General features: G+C 57.2%; 12 protein-coding genes, 2 pseudogenes and 1 riboswitch. Of the genes and pseudogenes, 11 read left to right on the top strand and 3 right to left on the bottom strand.

Annotation, left to right across the window (positions count from 1 at the left end):
• Positions 1-67 precede the first annotated feature (67 nt).
• The gene (locus tag HF650_RS15495; RefSeq protein ID WP_187799395.1) at positions 68-1,333 is read right to left on the bottom strand and encodes a maltoporin; all 1,266 of its coding nucleotides are present in this window, start codon (positions 1,331-1,333) and stop codon (positions 68-70) included.
• A gap of 268 nt (positions 1,334-1,601) precedes the next feature.
• Here HF650_RS15495 and HF650_RS15490 point away from each other — a divergent pair, with 268 nt between their 5' ends.
• The 11 genes and pseudogenes from HF650_RS15490 to HF650_RS15440 all read left to right on the top strand — a co-directional run bounded on the left by HF650_RS15490 (position 1,602) and on the right by HF650_RS15440 (position 13,387).
• Positions 1,602-2,675 (top strand): LacI family DNA-binding transcriptional regulator, encoded by a 1,074-nt coding sequence (locus HF650_RS15490; RefSeq protein WP_187799394.1) that lies wholly within the window; start codon positions 1,602-1,604, stop codon positions 2,673-2,675.
• Between the two features lie 104 nt (positions 2,676-2,779).
• Positions 2,780-3,727 (top strand): annotated as a pseudogene (locus HF650_RS15485) (Rpn family recombination-promoting nuclease/putative transposase).
• A gap of 76 nt (positions 3,728-3,803) precedes the next feature.
• Positions 3,804-3,900, top strand: a riboswitch (TPP riboswitch).
• Between the two features lie 35 nt (positions 3,901-3,935).
• Entirely contained in the window at positions 3,936-4,718 is a 783-nt protein-coding gene (thiM, locus tag HF650_RS15480) for a hydroxyethylthiazole kinase (protein WP_187799393.1), read from the top strand.
• The gene (thiD, locus tag HF650_RS15475) at positions 4,718-5,518 is read left to right on the top strand and encodes a bifunctional hydroxymethylpyrimidine kinase/phosphomethylpyrimidine kinase (protein ID WP_187802709.1); all 801 of its coding nucleotides are present in this window, start codon (positions 4,718-4,720) and stop codon (positions 5,516-5,518) included. The genes thiM and thiD overlap by 1 nt, the downstream gene beginning before the upstream one ends.
• Positions 5,519-5,671: 153 nt before the next feature.
• Positions 5,672-6,722: pseudogene (fbaB, locus tag HF650_RS15470) on the top strand (class I fructose-bisphosphate aldolase).
• Positions 6,723-6,951: 229 nt separating this feature from the next.
• Entirely contained in the window at positions 6,952-8,106 is a 1,155-nt protein-coding gene (locus HF650_RS15465; protein ID WP_187799392.1) for a mandelate racemase family protein, read from the top strand.
• Positions 8,107-8,203: 97 nt separating this feature from the next.
• The gene (locus tag HF650_RS15460) at positions 8,204-9,832 is read left to right on the top strand and encodes an ABC transporter substrate-binding protein (RefSeq protein WP_187799391.1); all 1,629 of its coding nucleotides are present in this window, start codon (positions 8,204-8,206) and stop codon (positions 9,830-9,832) included.
• Positions 9,829-10,866: an ABC transporter permease gene (locus HF650_RS15455; protein WP_187799390.1), complete on the top strand. Its 1,038-nt coding sequence runs from the start codon at positions 9,829-9,831 to the stop codon at positions 10,864-10,866. Before HF650_RS15460 ends, HF650_RS15455 begins: the two co-directional genes overlap by 4 nt.
• Positions 10,863-11,768 carry an ABC transporter permease gene (locus HF650_RS15450; RefSeq protein WP_187799389.1) on the top strand — a complete coding sequence of 302 codons (906 nt, stop codon included), beginning with the start codon at positions 10,863-10,865 and terminating at the stop codon, positions 11,766-11,768. The genes HF650_RS15455 and HF650_RS15450 overlap by 4 nt, the downstream gene beginning before the upstream one ends.
• The gene (locus HF650_RS15445) at positions 11,740-12,603 is read left to right on the top strand and encodes an ABC transporter ATP-binding protein (protein ID WP_187799388.1); all 864 of its coding nucleotides are present in this window, start codon (positions 11,740-11,742) and stop codon (positions 12,601-12,603) included. The genes HF650_RS15450 and HF650_RS15445 overlap by 29 nt, the downstream gene beginning before the upstream one ends.
• Positions 12,604-12,613: 10 nt before the next feature.
• Positions 12,614-13,387 carry an ABC transporter ATP-binding protein gene (locus HF650_RS15440; protein WP_187799387.1) on the top strand — a complete coding sequence of 258 codons (774 nt, stop codon included), beginning with the start codon at positions 12,614-12,616 and terminating at the stop codon, positions 13,385-13,387.
• Between the two features lie 546 nt (positions 13,388-13,933).
• On the opposite strand, the gene yegS is transcribed toward HF650_RS15440, so the two are convergent.
• Complete coding sequence (gene yegS / locus HF650_RS15435) at positions 13,934-14,836, bottom strand: lipid kinase YegS (RefSeq protein WP_187799386.1); 903 nt, start codon at positions 14,834-14,836, stop codon at positions 13,934-13,936.
• 268 nt (positions 14,837-15,104) lie between these two features.
• Positions 15,105-16,448, bottom strand: a complete 1,344-nt coding sequence (gene yegQ, locus HF650_RS15430; RefSeq protein WP_187799385.1) for a tRNA 5-hydroxyuridine modification protein YegQ — start codon at positions 16,446-16,448, stop codon at positions 15,105-15,107.
• Positions 16,449-16,514 lie beyond the last annotated feature (66 nt).

Here is a 16,514-nt window from a genome sequence, read left to right as displayed (position 1 = left end):
GCAAGGGTCGGAGATAAATAACGAAGTTAATTAGATACTCTTTTTAAACGATAAATATAATGGCTATTTACCACCAGGCTTCCACCTGCACACCAAAGTTCCAGGTGTTATTTTTGGTGCCATCTTCGAATGCCTTGCCATCTTCAGAGTCGTTTAAATAGGAGGCGAAGAGGCGCAATTCCGGACGCGACATAAAATCGGAGCCATCGGCAAGACCCAGCGCGATGGTGTACTTCTCGCCGCTCTGCTTATAGTTGGTGCCGTTTTTGTAGTTATCCTTCTGGTAGAAGCCGCCCACTTCACCAATCAGACGCACATATTCGGTGAACTGATACTGCGCGCGACCAACCAGCGACACCAGACGGGATTTGTCGGTAAAGGCAGTGGTATCTTCGGCCGCGCCGTAGGTCAACACATGGTTGAAGGAGAAGCGGTCGGTAATCGGGATCAGCCCGGTGTTGATCACGCGATAGCCGGTAGCGTCATTGACATAGTTCCACATGTCATACCAGCCGCCGCCCTGAGACACCATATTCTGCGCCAGCCCTTTGTTGGCGTACTGCAACACCAGCTTGTTGTAACCGCCGAACATATCCTGGCTAATTTCACCGGTCAGCATCACGCCATCATCCGCGTCATACAGCCCGCCATAGGCTTTCTGCTTTTTGGTCGGGTTCGGCATGGCGTAGTCGATACCGAACTCCGTCCACGCACCCGCCCACGGTTTCCAGCCCGCATAGCGCAGGTCGAGGTAGTTAATGTTGACGTCATTGTCGTTATCGACGCGGTAATCGACATCATTGGCATCGCCGCGGATCCACGCAAAAGAGACCGCGCCCGGCCCGAAGGTGTAGTTTTCGATCCCCGCGCCGGAGCCGGAGATATTCCAGTATTTGGTATCGATAATGTGCAGATCGTGGCGCTGATAGTAGCGCTTACCGCCCCAGATCACTGCGTTGGGATCGTTAGGGATCAGCCCTTTGATCTGCAGGTTCAGCTGGCGTAAGCCGAACTGCGCATCGTCGCCGATAGTGGTCTCGTTATCGTTCGAGCCATCGGAGACCATGCTGACCATGCTGTCGAGGTAAAAGCTAACGTCATCTTTTTTGTAGACTTCCGATCCCAACTCGAGCTCGCCGTAGGTATCGGATTCATTACCCAGACGACCGATCTTATTTTTCTGCCACTCCACCTGGCCGCCATCGCCCGACACGCCCACGCCGCCGCGCAGGTAGCCGTGAAAATCGATGGGTACCGAGGTGGCTGCCATCAGCGAGGTTGAGGTCAGCGCAGCGGCTAACGCAAGAGAGAGTGTGCGTAGTGGAGTCTTCATCGTGTTCCTCTTATTTTTTTGTATTACGTTCACATAATCGCAGTCATAAAATGCTTAAACGTAAAAACAGGCAAACTGAGGATCTAAAATGTGTGATTAACTGCAAATAAATCAGCGATTTTTGTTACAGGTAGAGAATTTGTTCACATTTATGCGTATTGTGAGCGTGATACTTAATGACGGCTGATGCGGCGAGGAAATGAGCATTGAGCGTTTTTTTTGATCTGCCCTGTTACAATTGGCGCATAACAACATAAGGAACCGGACCATGAAGTCTAAAAGCGCGACGTTGGAAGACGTTGCCCGCCATGCGGGTGTCTCCTATCAGACCGTGTCCAGGGTACTCAATAAATCTGCCAATGTATCCGAAGCCACGCGTCTCAAGGTTGAGAAAGCGATAGAGTTGCTGCGTTATGTGCCGAACCGGCTGGCGCAGCAGCTGGTCGGTAAGCAGAGCCAGACCCTTGGGCTGGTGACCACCTCGCTGGCGCTGCATGCTCCTTCACAGGTGGCGGCGGCGGTGAAACGCTATGCCAATCTTGACGGCTACCAGGTGCTGATCTCAATGATTGATGAGAACGTCAATCATGATATCCAGTCCGCCATCAATGAACTGAAGTCGCAGCTGGTTGATAAGGTGATCATTAACGTGCCGCTGGAGACCGATGAAGCCCAGCGTATTGCGACTGATAATGACGATATTGTCTGCCTGTTTCTTGATGTCGACCCCTACAGCTCGGTGTTTAATGTTTCGTTTAATCCGGCGGACGGTACCCGTGCGAGCGTCAAACATCTCTATGATTTAGGGCACCGTGATATCGCGCTGTTGGCGGGGCCGGAAAGCTCCGTCTCGGCAAAACTGCGGCTGAAAAGCTGGGTGGATACGCTTGATAGCTACGGCCTGAAACCGGTGAAAGTGTTCCACGGCAACTGGGATGCCCAGAGCGGTTACGCCGGGGCACTGCAGATGCTGCGCGAAACGCCCAACTTTAGCGCGGTGCTGGTGGGGAATGACCAGATGGCGCTTGGCGTGCTGAGCGCATTTCATCAACATCAGATTGCCATTCCCGGCGAGAAATCGGTAATCGGCTATGACGACACCTATGAAAGCTCCTTCTTCCACCCATCGTTAACTACTGTCTCGCTGGATCTCGATTTGCAGGGCAAAGAGGCGGTGCGTCGTCTGCTCGACAGCGGCCACGGCGACGCCGCCCGCAGTTCATCCGTGCTGCCCGCACGGCTGATTGTGCGTCACTCAACCGGCGCATTGCAGGAGCAGAGCGCAAACCTGCAGGAGATCGCCCAGCAGTTAAAAGTCATTGCACATAAGCTGATGAAGTAAAAGGAAAAGTTAATTAATTTTTTTCGGAAAAAGCACATCTGGGCGTGGTCAGGTTTTAATGTTATTTAGAGGGAAAGAACGCAAGCCAGGGAGGCAAATCCTTCATGACCGATACGATCACGCAACGCAAAAAAAAGATCACCCCCACGCCGCACGATGCGGCATTCAAACAGTTTCTGACCAACCCGACGACGGCCAGGGATTTTATCGAAATTCACTTGCCCGCGCATTTACTGGCACTCTGCGATTTACGCACCCTAAAGTTGGAGTCAGGCAGTTTCGTTGAAGAGAACCTGCGGGCTTATTACAGTGATGTGCTCTACAGCCTGAAAACACGCGCAGGGTAGGGGTATATTCATGTATTGATTGAGCATCAATCTACCCCCGATCGCCATATGGCCTTTAGGTTACTACGTTACGCGATTGCCGCGATGCAGAGGCACCTCGATGCCGGACATAAATCGCTACCGTTAGTTATTCCCCTGCTTTTTTATACCGGCAAGCGCACCCCTTATCCCTGGTCAACGAACTGGTTAGAGCTGTTTGTCAGCCCGACAACTGCACAAGAGCTCTATAGCAGCAGCTTTCCGCTCGTTGATGTCTCGATCATCCCGGATAACGAAATAATGAATCACCGCAGTATGGCGGCGCTGACGCTGTTACAAAAACATATCCATCAGCGCGATTTAAGCGAAATTCTGGACCGCCTCGCGACGCTGTTAGTGAACGAACACATCACACGACAGCAATTAGCTTCGCTGATAAACTACCTGGTGTACGTTGGCGAGGCAGCAGATGCGCACGCCTTTGTACGTGAACTGGCGCTCAAGGCGCCACAGCATGAGGACCAATTAATGACAATTGCACAGCAGCTTGAACAAATAGGTATCGCAATAGGCCTTGAGATCGGCGAGCAGCGCGGTATCGAGAAGGGGCGCAAAGAAGAGGCGCTCCGCATCGCCCGGGCGATGCTGCAAAACGGCCTCGATCGCAGCACGGTGATGAGCATGACCGGGCTTACCGAAGCGGAGCTGGCGCAGATTCGCCACTGAGCGCGTTGGCAACTGCGCATTTACACTGTCATCTATCAGCATTAAGCTACTGAACGGTTTCACCACAATTTATTGATGTTATGACTCGGGGTGCCCTTCTTTGTGAAGGCTGAGAAATACCCGTACCACCTGATCTGGATAATGCCAGCGTAGGGAAGTCAGATGCCTGCCCGGCATCCCTTCTTCACGCCGGGCAGGAGCAAAAAAGATGCAACCTGACCTGCTTGATCCTGTGCACGCTGCACACGCGTTACAGCAACTCCGCACACTCTCCCCACTTGTTCACTGTATGACCAATGACGTCGTACAAACCTTTACCGCCAACGTGCTGCTCTCGCTCGGCGCATCGCCAGCGATGGTTATCGATAGCGAAGAGGCGCAGCAGTTCAGCGCCATTGCCGATGCCTTGCTTATCAATGTCGGCACGCTGACGCGCGAGCGCGCAGAAGCCATGCGCGCCGCAATCGAGCGCGCCAACCAGGCACAAACGCCCTGGACGCTCGATCCCGTTGCGGTTGACGCACTCGCGTTTCGCACCACTTTCTGCCAGCAACTCCTCTCTCTGCGACCGGCCGCCATTCGCGGCAACGCCTCTGAGATCCTCGCCCTGGCCGGTATGCCAGGCGGCGGGCGCGGCGTCGATACCACCGACAGTGCGCTGGCGGCGGTGCCCGCAGCGCAGCAGCTGGCACAACAGACCGGCGCAGTCGTCGCTGTGAGCGGAGAGATTGATTACATCACCGATGGTAGAGAAACCCTGAGCGTCAGCGGCGGGGATCCGTTGATGACGCGCGTGGTTGGCACCGGCTGCGCGCTCTCAGCGGTAGTGGCCGCCTGCTGCGCCTTACCGGGTGGGCGGCTCCTCAACGTTGCGTCAGCCTGCCGGATAATGAAGCAGGCGGGTAGCCGCGCGGTGAAGCAGAGCGCTGGCCCTGGCAGTTTCGTCCCCGCCTTTCTTGATGCACTGGCTGCAAATGGGGAGGGGGTATGATGAAACGGATTAATGCCTTAACCATTGCCGGCACCGACCCGAGCGGCGGGGCGGGGATCCAGGCGGATTTGAAAACCTTTTCGGCGCTGGGCGCTTATGGCTGTTCAGTGATCACGGCGCTGGTGGCGCAAAATACGCGCGGTGTGCAGTCGGTGTACCGCATTGAGCCTGCTTTTGTTGCCGCCCAGCTGGACTCGGTGTTGAGCGATGTACGCATCGACACCACCAAAATTGGCATGCTGGCCGAAACGGATATTGTGGAAGCGGTGGCGGAGCGCTTGCGCCATTACCAGGTGCGCAATGTAGTGCTCGATACGGTGATGCTGGCGAAAAGTGGCGATCCGCTGTTATCCCCATCGGCGGTTGCCTCCCTGCGCCAGCATTTACTGCCGCAGGTTTCACTTATCACGCCCAATCTGCCGGAGGCGGCTGTGCTGTTAGATGCGCCCCACGCGCGCAGCGAGCGCGAGATGCGTCAGCAGGGCGAAGCCCTGTTAGCGCTCGGTTGTGAGGCGGTATTGATGAAGGGCGGTCATCTGGACGACGCCGAAAGCCCGGACTGGCTCTTTACTCGCGATGGCGCACAGCGCTTTACCACCGTACGTATTGCAACTAAAAACAGCCATGGTACAGGCTGCACACTCTCGGCGGCGCTGGCGGCGCTGCGTCCACGCCATAACGGCTGGGCTGAAACGGTTGCAGAGGCGAAAACGTGGCTTACCGCTGCGCTGGCACAGGCCGATACGCTTGAAGTGGGCGAGGGTATCGGCCCGGTTCACCACTTTCATCACTGGTGGTAAATCAGAAACCGAAACGTGCCAGCAGAATAAGCTGAAAAAATGCCCGACGGTGGACATTCTGACGCCAGAGTACCAGGCTTAGTTTGCCCATCGCCAGGCAAGGTGGGTAAGGACAATCCAATTCGCGAAGCGCAAGCTTACGGGAGCATTGTAATGACTGATATTGTGCAGTTACTTGGCAAAGACGCCGACAGCCTTCTGCAACACCGTTGCATGACCATTCCTGCCGACCAGCTCTATCTGCCCGGACACGACTATGTCGACCGCGTAATGATCGACAACAACCGCCCGCCTGCGGTGTTGCGAAACATGCAGACCCTTTACAACCACGGGCGGCTGGCAGGGACGGGGTATCTCTATTTTGCCGGTTGATCAGGGCATTGAGCACTCGGCAGGCGCGTCGTTTGCCGCCAATCCGCTCTACTTTGACCCGAAAAATATCGTTGAGCTGGCGATTGAGGCGGGCTGTAACTGTGTGGCATCAACTTACGGCGTGCTGGCCTCGGTCTCCCGCCGTTATGCCCACCGCATTCCTTTCCTTGTGAAACTCAACCATAACGAAACCCTCAGTTACCCGACCACCTATGATCAGACCTACTACGCCAGCGTTGAGCAGGCGTTCAATATGGGGGCGGTAGCGGTTGGTGCAACCATCTACTTTGGCTCGCCGGAATCCCGCCGCCAGATTGAAGAGATCTCTACCGCCTTTGAGCGCGCCCATGAGCTGGGCATGGTGACAGTGCTGTGGGCCTATCTGCGTAACTCCGCGTTTAAGAAAGATGGCGTCGATTACCATGTTTCAGCGGATCTCACCGGCCAGGCAAACCATATTGCCGCCACCATCGGCGCGGATATCGTTAAGCAGAAGATGGCGGAGAATAACGGCGGCTATAACGCGGTGAAATTCGGCTATACCGATGAGCGCGTCTACAGCAAGCTCACCAGCGATAATCCGATCGATCTGGTGCGCTACCAGTTAGCCAACTGCTATATGGGGCGTGCGGGGCTTATCAACTCTGGTGGTGCTTCCGGCGGCGAGGCGGATCTCACCGAGGCGGTGCGTACGGCGGTGATCAACAAACGTGCCGGCGGCATGGGGTTGATCCTCGGGCGTAAAGCGTTCAAGAAAACGATGGCCGACGGCGTGAAGTTGATTAACGCCGTACAAGATGTCTACCTCGACGAGAAGATCACTATCGCGTAACCTCTGCTGTTGCCCCTTTCCGCCAGGAAGGGGGCTTTCTCTCTATGCTTCGCGTCTCTCCGCCACGGACTCCGATCACATTTCCGTAACCTTTTGTGAAAAGTGTCACGCATCCTTGTGCGCATGCCCAAAAAATGGTCGCTGCTTAGCGCTATTTGTCCGAGGATGTGACCAGGTTTTGTGCATATATTTTGTTCTGAAACAGCTTTTCAAAACTCAAGGATACGGAATGAAAATTGAATCTGTAAACGTCACCGTCTTTCAGCACCCCACGCGGCGGGCCTCTGATAGCGCCGGACACTCCCATCCGGGGCCGGAGACACAGGCGAAGATGGCGATGTTAACCATCACCGCAGACGATGGCAGCACCGGTTACTCATTCGCTCCGCCGGAAGTGGTCCGTCCCTTTGTGCTCACCACCTTCTTCCGCAAAGTGATGGTCGGTCAGGACCCCTTTAATCGCGAGCGTATCTGGCAGGACCTGGCGCACTGGCAGCGCGGCAGCGCCCATCAGTTGACCGAGCGCGCGCTCTCGTTTGTGGAGCAGGCGTTATGGGATTTGATTGGCCGCAAGCTCAATATGCCGGTCTACAAACTGCTCGGCGGCTATCGCGATAAGGTTCCGGCATACGGCAGCACCATGTGCGGGGACGATCTTGAGGGCGGTCTCTCGACGCCGGAAGAGTACGCCGCTTTTGCCGAAACGCTGGTGGCGCGCGGGTATAAAGCGATCAAGCTGCACACCTGGATGCCGCCGGTGAAGTTCGCGCCGAACCCGAAAATGGATATCAAAGCCTGCGCCGCGGTGCGTGAAGCGGTCGGACCCGATATCGATCTGATGATTGATGGCTACCACTGGTACAGCCGCACCGAAGCGCTGTGGATTGGCAAAGAGTTAGAGAAGCTCAACTTCGCCTGGTTTGAAGAGCCGATGGAGGAGGAGAGCATGTCCTCTTACGCCTGGCTGGCGGAGAATTTATCGATCCCGATTATTGGCCCGGAGAGCCTCGGCGGAAAACATCACAGCCGCGCGGACTGGGTAAAAGCGGGTGCCTGCGACATTCTGCGCGCTGGCGCAAACGGTGTGGGCGGCATTTCTCCGACGCTGAAAGTGGCGAACCTCGCCGAATCCTTCGGTATGGATTGCGAAGTACACGGCAACGGTGCGGCAAGCCTTGCGGTCATCGGTGCGATCCGCAACTGCCGCTGGTACGAGCGCGGCTTGTTGCACCCGTTCCTTGATTACGATCAGCCCGCCGCCTATCTCAACAGCATCGTCGACCCGATGGATGAGGAGGGCTTTGTGCATCTGCCGCAGCGCCCGGGACTCGGGGAAGATATCAACTTTGCCTTTATCGAAGCCAACACCGTCAGCCACGACTGAACAATAAAAAATGCCCGGGAGCACTGACTTTCGGGACGCGTAGGCCGGTTTGGGTACTTACCCCGCCGGTAAAACGTACCCTACAGGCGACAGATAGATGAAAAAAACCTCCCTCGCGGGCGCGTGCGTACTCGCGCTCTCGTTGATGGTGGGCAGCGGCGCGGCATTCGCAAAAACGCCGCCCGATCAGCTCATCATTGGCATGAATATGAACAACCTGCTGACCCTCGATCCGGCAGCGATGACCGGTAACGAAGTGGTCGGGATTGTCGTCAATCTCTACGACTCGCTGGTGGAACTGGACGCTAACGAGCTGACCAATGTGAAACCGGCGCTGGCAAAAAGCTGGACTATCGACCCGGACGGCAAAAGCCTGACCTTTCATCTGCGCGACGACGTGAAATTCCACTCCGGCAACCCCTTAACCGCAGAGGATGTGGTCTGGTCGATGCGCAGGCTTTTGCACCTCAACCTCGCACAGGCATCGGTCTGGAAATCCTACGGTTTCAGCAAAAAGAATATCGATCAGCAGATCAGCGCCCCGGATGCCTACACGGTAAAAATCACCCTGCCGAAGGCCAATGACCCGCAGCTGGTGCTCTACTCGCTCGGCGCGCTGGGGAACCTGGGTGTGCTCGACAGCAAAACCGTGCAGCAGCATGCGGTAAATAACGACTGGGGTAACCGCTGGCTGACCACCAACGAAGCGGGCTCCGGGCCGTTTATGCTTGAGACCTGGCAGGCGAAAGATGTGCTGCGCATGAAGCGTAACCCGCACTACTGGCGCGAAGAGCCGAAGCTGAGCCGCGTAGTGCTGCGCCATTTTCAGGAGTCGCAAACCCTGCGCCTGATGCTGGCGAAAGGCGATCTGGATATTGCCAACAACATGGCGGTATCGGATATCAACGCGCTGCGAAAAGACCCGAATGTCACCGTCGAGGCGGTGCAGAAGGGCACGGTCTACTACGTAGCAATGAGCATGAAAGAGCCGCACTTCGCCAATGCAAAAGTGCGCGAAGCGGTGCGCTACCTGATTGATTACCAGGGCATCAACAACGCGCTGATGCCGGGTTATGGCGTGCTGCATCAGCGGCCGATTAAAGCGGGAATGCCCTCAACGCTGCCGGACCCCGGCTACCGGCTTGATATTCCGCGCGCCAAAAAGTTGCTGGCGGAAGCGGGCTACCCGCAGGGCTTTGATACCACGCTGCGCGTGCTGGCCGATCAACCGTTTCTCAACATCGCCATTGCCGTGCAGTCGACGCTGATGCAGGCAGGCATCAACGCCAAAATCATCACCGGCACCGGGAATCAGATCTACGGTGCGATGCGCGAGCGCAAGTTCGACATGCTGGTCGGGCGCGGCGGCAGCGGCGTCGAGCCGCACCCGCACTCCAGCCTGCGCGCGCTGGTCTATAACCCCGATAATAGTGACGAAGCGCGGCTGACCAACTTCCAGGGCTGGCGCACCAGTTTCTACGACAAACAGCTCAATCAGATGATCGACCAGGCGCTGCTGGAGCGCGATCCGAACAAACAGAAGGCGGATTATCAGCAAATTCAGGTGCGTTATGACCAGCTGATCCCGGCGCTAATCCCGCTGTCGCAAATGGTCGATTCGGTCGTGGTGCGCAATGAAGTGAAAAACTTTCAGTCGCACCCATCGGCAACCACCTTTCTGCGTGAAGTCTACAAACGCGACGGCGCTGAAGGAGAGAAACCATGAGTATGCTACTGCTTGCCCCCGGCTCGCGGGCCCGGCGGGTGTCGACGCGCCTGACCCAGGTGGCGATCACCCTGTTCGGATTGCTGCTGCTGACCTTCTTTATTGGCCGCGTAATGCCGGTCGATCCGGTGCTGGCGATTGTCGGCCCCGATGCCGATCACAGCACTTATCAGCAGGTTTACCATCAGCTCGGCTTTGACCAGTCTCTGATGACGCAGTTTGGCATCTACCTTAACAACCTGCTGCACGGCAATTTGGGTAATGCGCTGCTGACCGGCAAACCGGTGCTGGACGATATTCTGCGCGTCTTCCCGGCAACGCTGGAGCTGGCGACCTTCGCCATTATCGTTGGTGCCGGGCTGGGCATCCCCCTTGGCGTGCTGGCAGCAGCGCGGCGCAACAGCGTGGCGGACTATGTGGTGCGCATTATCAGCCTTGCCGGTTACTCCACGCCCATTTTCTGGGTCGGCATGATGGGGCTGCTGCTCTTTTACGCCTGGCTCGGCTGGGTCGGCGGCGCCGGGCGGCTCGATCTGGGGCTTGATGGCCTGGTGCCGCGTCGCACCGGCTTGATTACCGTCGATGCGCTGCTGGCGGGCAACGGCAAGGTGTTCTGGAACGCGCTCAATCACCTGGTGCTGCCCGCGTCGCTGCTCGGCTTTCACTCGCTGGCCTATATCAGCCGCATGACGCGCAGCTTTATGCTGGCGCAGCTCTCACAGGAGTTCATCATCACCGCGCGGGTGAAAGGACTGACCGAGCGGCAGGTGATCTGGAATCACGCCTTTCGCAACATTCTCGTTCAGCTGTTAACGGTGGTGGCGCTGGCCTACGGCTCGCTGCTGGAAGGGGCGGTGTTGATCGAAACGGTCTTCTCCTGGCCCGGTTTTGGCTCCTATCTCACCGGCAGCCTGCTGCTCGGCGATATGAATGCGGTGATGGGCTGCGTGCTGCTGGTGGGGGTGATCTTCGTGCTGCTGAATCTGCTCTCCGACATGCTCTATCAACTCTTTGATCCGAGGACGAAATCATGACGGTCTCCTTTGATTCGCCTGTTTCAGCCGCCCGCCGCGAGCGCAGCCAGCGCATCAAGCGTGGCTTTGGCCGCACGGCGGGGTTTATTGGCAAAATGGCGCGCAACCCGCTCACCGCCATCGGTGGCAGTATCATCCTGCTGTTGCTGATTGTGGCGATCTTTGCGCCGCTGATTGCCCCTTACCACCCGCTGGTAATGGATCTCGACAACGCCCTGAGCGCACCGAGTGCCGCACACTGGTTCGGCACCGATGAGTTCGGCCGCGATATCTTCAGCCGGCTGGTCTATGGCTCGCGCATTACGCTCTATATCGTGCTGCTGGTCTCCGTCACCGTTGGCCCGCTTGGCCTGCTGCTTGGCGTCACCGCCGGTTACTTTGGCGGCAAAGTCGATATGGTGCTGATGCGCGTCACCGATATCTTTATCTCCTTTCCAAGCCTGGTGCTGGCGCTGGCGTTTGTCGCCGCCCTCGGTCCCGGCCTTGAGCATGTGGTGATCGCCATTACGCTCACCGCCTGGCCGCCCATTGCGCGGCTGGCGCGAGCGGAAACCCTGTCGCTGCGCCAGGCCGATTTTATCTCGGCGGTGCGGTTGCAGGGCGCGTCGCCACTGCGCGTGCTGTGGCGACACATTGTGCCGCTCTGCCTGCCGTCGGTGATTATCCGTATCACCATGAATATGGCGGGCATCATCCTGACCGCCGCCGGGCTGGGGTTTCTCGGCCTCGGCGCGCAGCCGCCCGACCCGGAGTGGGGCGCGATGATCTCCAGCGGGCGCACCTACATGATGGAGTGCTGGTGGGTAGTGACCATTCCGGGGCTGGCGATTTTGATCAACAGCCTGGCGTTCAACTTCTTAGGAGACGGCTTACGTGACATCCTCGATCCCCGCAGCGAATAACTCGCCGCTTCTCGATGTGCGCAACCTGCATGTCGATTTCGTCAACGCAGGCGCGGTCACCCACGCGGTGCGCGGCGTCTCTTTTACGCTTGGTCAGGAGAAGCTGGCTATCGTCGGCGAGTCCGGCTCCGGTAAATCCACCGTCGGGCGCGCGCTGCTGCGTCTGCATCCGGCGAAAGCTAAGATCACCGCCGAGCGCATGCAGTTTGGCGATATCGATCTACAACAGGTTACCGAGGCGCAGATGCGCCAGGTGCGTGGCAAACGTATCTCAATGATTATGCAGGATCCAAAATACTCCCTGAACCCGGTGGTTTGCGTCGGCGATCAAATCGCGGAAGCCTGGCTCACGCACCATCCGGGGCAGAAAAAGGCGGCGAAAGCGAAAGTGCTGGAGATGCTTGATGTGGTGCGCATTCGTCAGCCGGAGCGAGTCTATCACCTCTATCCCCATGAGATTTCCGGCGGCCAGGGGCAGCGCATCATGATCGCCATGATGCTGATCACCGACCCTGAACTGGTGATTGCCGATGAGCCGACCTCCGCGCTGGATGTCTCGGTGCGTTTGCAGGTGCTGGGGCTACTGGACGATCTGGTCAAATCGCGCGGGCTGGGGCTGATTTTTATCAGCCACGATATCAACCTGGTGCGCAGCTTCTGCGATCGCGTGCTGGTGATGTACGCCGGGCGCGTGGTGGAATCTATCGCCGCCAAAGATCTTGATCACGCGCAGCACCCCTATACGCAGGGGTTAATCCACGCCCTGCCGGAGATTCACAACCGCCGCCCGGTACTGCCGGTGTTGCAGCGCCAGGCCAGCTGGCTGGGCGAGTGAGGAGAGCCATATGATTACTGTAAACCACCTGAATCTGGCGTTTGGCGAAGGGGAGAAGCGCAACCAGGTGTTGAGCGATGTCACCTTTGCCGTGCAGCCGGGCGAGATTTATGGCCTGGTGGGCGAATCGGGTTCGGGCAAAACCACGGTGCTGAAGTGCCTGGCGGGGCTGTTTACCCACTGGGAGGGCGATCTGGCGATTAATAATCAGCGGCTGGAGAAGCGCCTCAGCCGGCCGCGCTGTCGGCTGGTGCAAATGGTGTTTCAGGACCCTTACGGCTCGCTACATCCGCGCCATACCATCGGCGATATTCTCGAAGAGCCGCTGCAAATCCATGGCATTAACGATCGCGATCGGCGCATCAACACGCTGCTGGACAAAGTGGGTTTAAGCCGCGCCTTTCGTGAACGTTACCCCCATCAGCTCTCCGGCGGACAGCGTCAGCGTGTGGCGATCGCCCGGGCGCTGATCCTCGAGCCGCGGGTGCTGCTACTTGATGAGCCGACCTCGGCGCTGGATGTCTCGGTGCAGGCGGAGATCCTCAACCTGCTGGCGGCGCTGCATCAGGAGTCGCAGTTAACCTATTTGATGGTGACGCACGATCTGGGAGTGATTGCCCATCTCTGCCAGAAAGTGGCGGTGATGCAGCATGGAAAAATCCTTGAAACCTTAACGGTGGATGCGCTGGTCAGCGGCGCGGAGCAAACGGATTATACCCGGATGCTGGTGAACGCCAGCCAGCAATATAGCCGCGAGATGGCGCGCGAGGTCGCGGCGTATTAAGCACTGATTGCTGGTATATAACGCTGCTTATCTGGCCGACGGTTACAGGGGTGCTGAAACGGCGTAGGCCTGATAAGCGTAGCGCCATCAGGCATTGGCGGCGGCATGTTGCCTTGGTGGAAGGGTTCCGTTCACCAGGCGTGTGGCGGAATATTTTTATCACCGGTGCGGTGAACGGGACAAGGGGAGCGGCCGCGCTCCCCTTGTCAATCCCCGCGGCCCCGCGAGGAAATCGGAGCTGCGCACTGCGCTCACCTCCCGCGTGCCTGACTGCGGCCGGCTCGACTCGACATCCTGTCTCGGTTCGCCTCTGTCCGCCATCCATGGCGTCCAGACCTTGTCATTCCCGCTTCGGTTCGCCGATTTCAGCGGGGACACAACCCCATCGCTGTCATATTGCAGAGAAAAGCCGCACCGGTGTTGCTGAAGGCGCGTTTTGGTAGGCCGGATAAGGCGTAGCCGCCATCCGGCAATGGTACGGCGGGGATAATGCCGGATGGCGCGTAAACGCTTATCCGGCCTACGGTTTAGGTTCACCGATAAAACTTATTTTAATAACGGACAATCCGGCGGCAAACGGCATTGCAATGCATTGGGGATCACCTCCATGCGGAAGTGCTCGCCACGCAGCGGTTCGCCATCGAGGTTAAAGGTGATCTCGTGGGGAGCGCTGATCTCAAACCATGCTGAATGGCCGTCGATAATATGGGGATTATCCTCCTCCTGCTGAGTCAGCGTGGTGAAGAGGGCAGGGATAATCTCATCCCCGGTAAAAATGCGCAGCTGCAATTGACCATCATTAATCAGCGCCTCCGGGCAGAGCTGCTGACCGCCGCCGGCCTGGCGACCATTTCCAATACCGATCACCAGCGCGTCACCCTCCCAGTGGAAATCCTCACCGCGAATCACGCAATGGTCGGATTTCAGCATATCCATGCGCATCAGGCCGTGGATCAGATAGGAGACGCCGCCGAGCGCAGCTTTCAGTTTTTCCGGCGTTTCACTGGTGATGCGCGTACCAAAACCGCCCGTCGCCATATTGATAAAGCAGGTCTCATTATTCACTTTCGCAATATCAATCGGCACCGCTTTACCGACAATCGCCAGCTGTAGCGCTTTATCCAGCGCCTCCGGGATGGCAGTACTGGTGGCGAAATCATTGGCGGTGCCCAGCGGCAGAATGCCCAGCACCGGTTTACTCTCTCCTGCGCAATTAACCAGCGCGGTCGCCACTTCATTGATGGTGCCGTCGCCGCCGCCAGCAATCACCGTAGCGACGCCAAGCTGCTGCGCTTCTGCAACATAGCGTGCGGCATCGCCTTTTTCCCAGGTGACGCGCACCTGAATATCCATACCCTCGTCGCGCAGCAGATTTATCGCTTCGCGCAACTGCTCGTCACCGGCGCTTTTGCCGTTAAGGATCAATAAGCTTGTGGGAAATGTATTCATTCTCTTCGTCCTGACAAAAATCGATGACGAAAGTGTATCTCAGGAAAAGCGAAGGCGTGGAAAAAGCAGACAAAGGGAGAAAAAAATAAGCCTGCGTAAGGGAGATTACGCAGGCTAAGGAGGTGGTTCCTGGTACAGCCAGCATTTATGGGTTATGTTTTTTCAGCGGAGTGCATCATAACCGCATTAACCGTGACGGTGTGTGATCCGATTCTAAGAATCTTCGCAGCGTAAAAATAACCCTGCTAAATTATTTTTCATGCGGGTTTCAGGTTGTCTGACCAGTGAAATTACGCATCAACAGCGCGTACTCCAGAGGCATATCCTGGGGAACCGGCAGCCAGACGGTATAACCATCTCCCGGCGCCACGGACATCCCTTCGCCTTTGCCGCTCTCCATCTGCTCCAGCGTAAAGTTGACGTTGCCCTGCGGTGTCATCAGCTCGAGGCAGTCGCCCACGGAGAACTTGTTTTTCACCCGCACAGCCGCGAGCTCGCCTTTGCGCTCGCCGGTGAACTCGCCGACAAACTGCTGGCGCTCAGAGAGCGAGTAGCCGTACTCGTAATTCTGGTAATCATCATGAGTATGACGACGCAGGAACCCTTCGGTATAACCGCGGTGCGCCAGCCCTTCCAGCGTCTCCAGCAGCGAGGTGTCGAACGGTTTGCCCGCGGCGGCATCATCAATCGCTTTGCGGTAGACCTGCGCGGTGCGCGCGCAGTAGTAGAAGGATTTGGTGCGGCCTTCGATTTTAAGGGAGTGCACGCCCATCTGCGTCAGGCGCTCAACGTGGGCAATCGCGCGCAGATCTTTGGAGTTCATAATGTAGGTGCCATGCTCATCTTCAAAGGCGGTCATATACTCGCCCGGGCGCTGCGCTTCCTCAATCATAAACACTTTATCGGTCGGCGCACCGACGCCGAGTGTCGGCTCAACGTTCTGTACCGGGATCGGTTCGTGAACATGCACGATATTGCCGACAGCGTCCTCTTTCCCTTCCTGGACGTTATACTCCCAGCGGCAAGCGTTAGTGCAGGTGCCCTGGTTCGGGTCGCGTTTATTGATATAGCCTGAAAGCAGGCAGCGGCCGGAGTAGGCCATGCAGAGCGCGCCGTGAACGAAAATCTCCAGCTCCATCTCCGGCACCTGGGCGCGGATTTCAGCAATTTCTTCCAGCGACAGCTCGCGGGAGAGGATCACGCGCGTCAGCCCCATCTGTTGCCAGAACTTCACCGTCGCCCAGTTGACGGCATTCGCCTGCACCGAGAGGTGGATCGGCATTTGTGGGAAGTGTTCACGAACCATCATGATAAGCCCCGGATCGGACATGATCAGCGCGTCCGGCCCCATCTCCACCACCGGTTGCAGATCGCGGATAAAAGTTTTCAGCTTGGCGTTGTGCGGCGCGATATTCACCACCACGTAGAACTGCTTACCGAGCGCGTGCGCTTCGTTAATACCGATCTGCAGATTTTCATGGTTGAATTCGTTATTACGCACGCGCAGCGAGTAGCGAGGCTGGCCTGCGTAAACGGCATCCGCGCCGTAAGCGAAAGCGTAACGCATATTTTTCAGCGTTCCCGCCGGGGAGAGAAGTTCCGGTTTAAACATGATGATCTCATTCTGATGACAGGTCAGATCGCCCCATTCTCATGGGGCGGCAGGGAGTTCCCCTGA

The organism is Kosakonia sp. SMBL-WEM22, assembly GCF_014490785.1.
In the GTDB taxonomy this organism is placed as follows: domain Bacteria; phylum Pseudomonadota; class Gammaproteobacteria; order Enterobacterales; family Enterobacteriaceae; genus Kosakonia.
Note: the sequence above shows the minus strand (reverse complement) of the source record. Positions and strands in the feature narration are given on the sequence as shown.

What these genes read in the sequence shown, in the direction of transcription:
- HF650_RS15440 (WP_187799387.1), top strand. Translation starts at nt 12,614, where the DNA reads ATGATTACTGTAAACCACCTGAATCTGGCGTTTGGCGAAGGGGAGAAG.
- thiM (WP_187799393.1), top strand. Translation starts at nt 3,936, where the DNA reads ATGCAACCTGACCTGCTTGATCCTGTGCACGCTGCACACGCGTTACAG.
- HF650_RS15495 (WP_187799395.1), bottom strand. Translation starts at nt 1,333, where the DNA reads ATGAAGACTCCACTACGCACACTCTCTCTTGCGTTAGCCGCTGCGCTG.
- HF650_RS15450 (WP_187799389.1), top strand. Translation starts at nt 10,863, where the DNA reads ATGACGGTCTCCTTTGATTCGCCTGTTTCAGCCGCCCGCCGCGAGCGC.
- HF650_RS15460 (WP_187799391.1), top strand. Translation starts at nt 8,204, where the DNA reads ATGAAAAAAACCTCCCTCGCGGGCGCGTGCGTACTCGCGCTCTCGTTG.
- HF650_RS15465 (WP_187799392.1), top strand. Translation starts at nt 6,952, where the DNA reads ATGAAAATTGAATCTGTAAACGTCACCGTCTTTCAGCACCCCACGCGG.
- yegS (WP_187799386.1), bottom strand. Translation starts at nt 14,836, where the DNA reads ATGAATACATTTCCCACAAGCTTATTGATCCTTAACGGCAAAAGCGCC.
- HF650_RS15490 (WP_187799394.1), top strand. Translation starts at nt 1,602, where the DNA reads ATGAAGTCTAAAAGCGCGACGTTGGAAGACGTTGCCCGCCATGCGGGT.
- yegQ (WP_187799385.1), bottom strand. Translation starts at nt 16,448, where the DNA reads ATGTTTAAACCGGAACTTCTCTCCCCGGCGGGAACGCTGAAAAATATG.
- thiD (WP_187802709.1), top strand. Translation starts at nt 4,718, where the DNA reads ATGAAACGGATTAATGCCTTAACCATTGCCGGCACCGACCCGAGCGGC.
- HF650_RS15455 (WP_187799390.1), top strand. Translation starts at nt 9,829, where the DNA reads ATGAGTATGCTACTGCTTGCCCCCGGCTCGCGGGCCCGGCGGGTGTCG.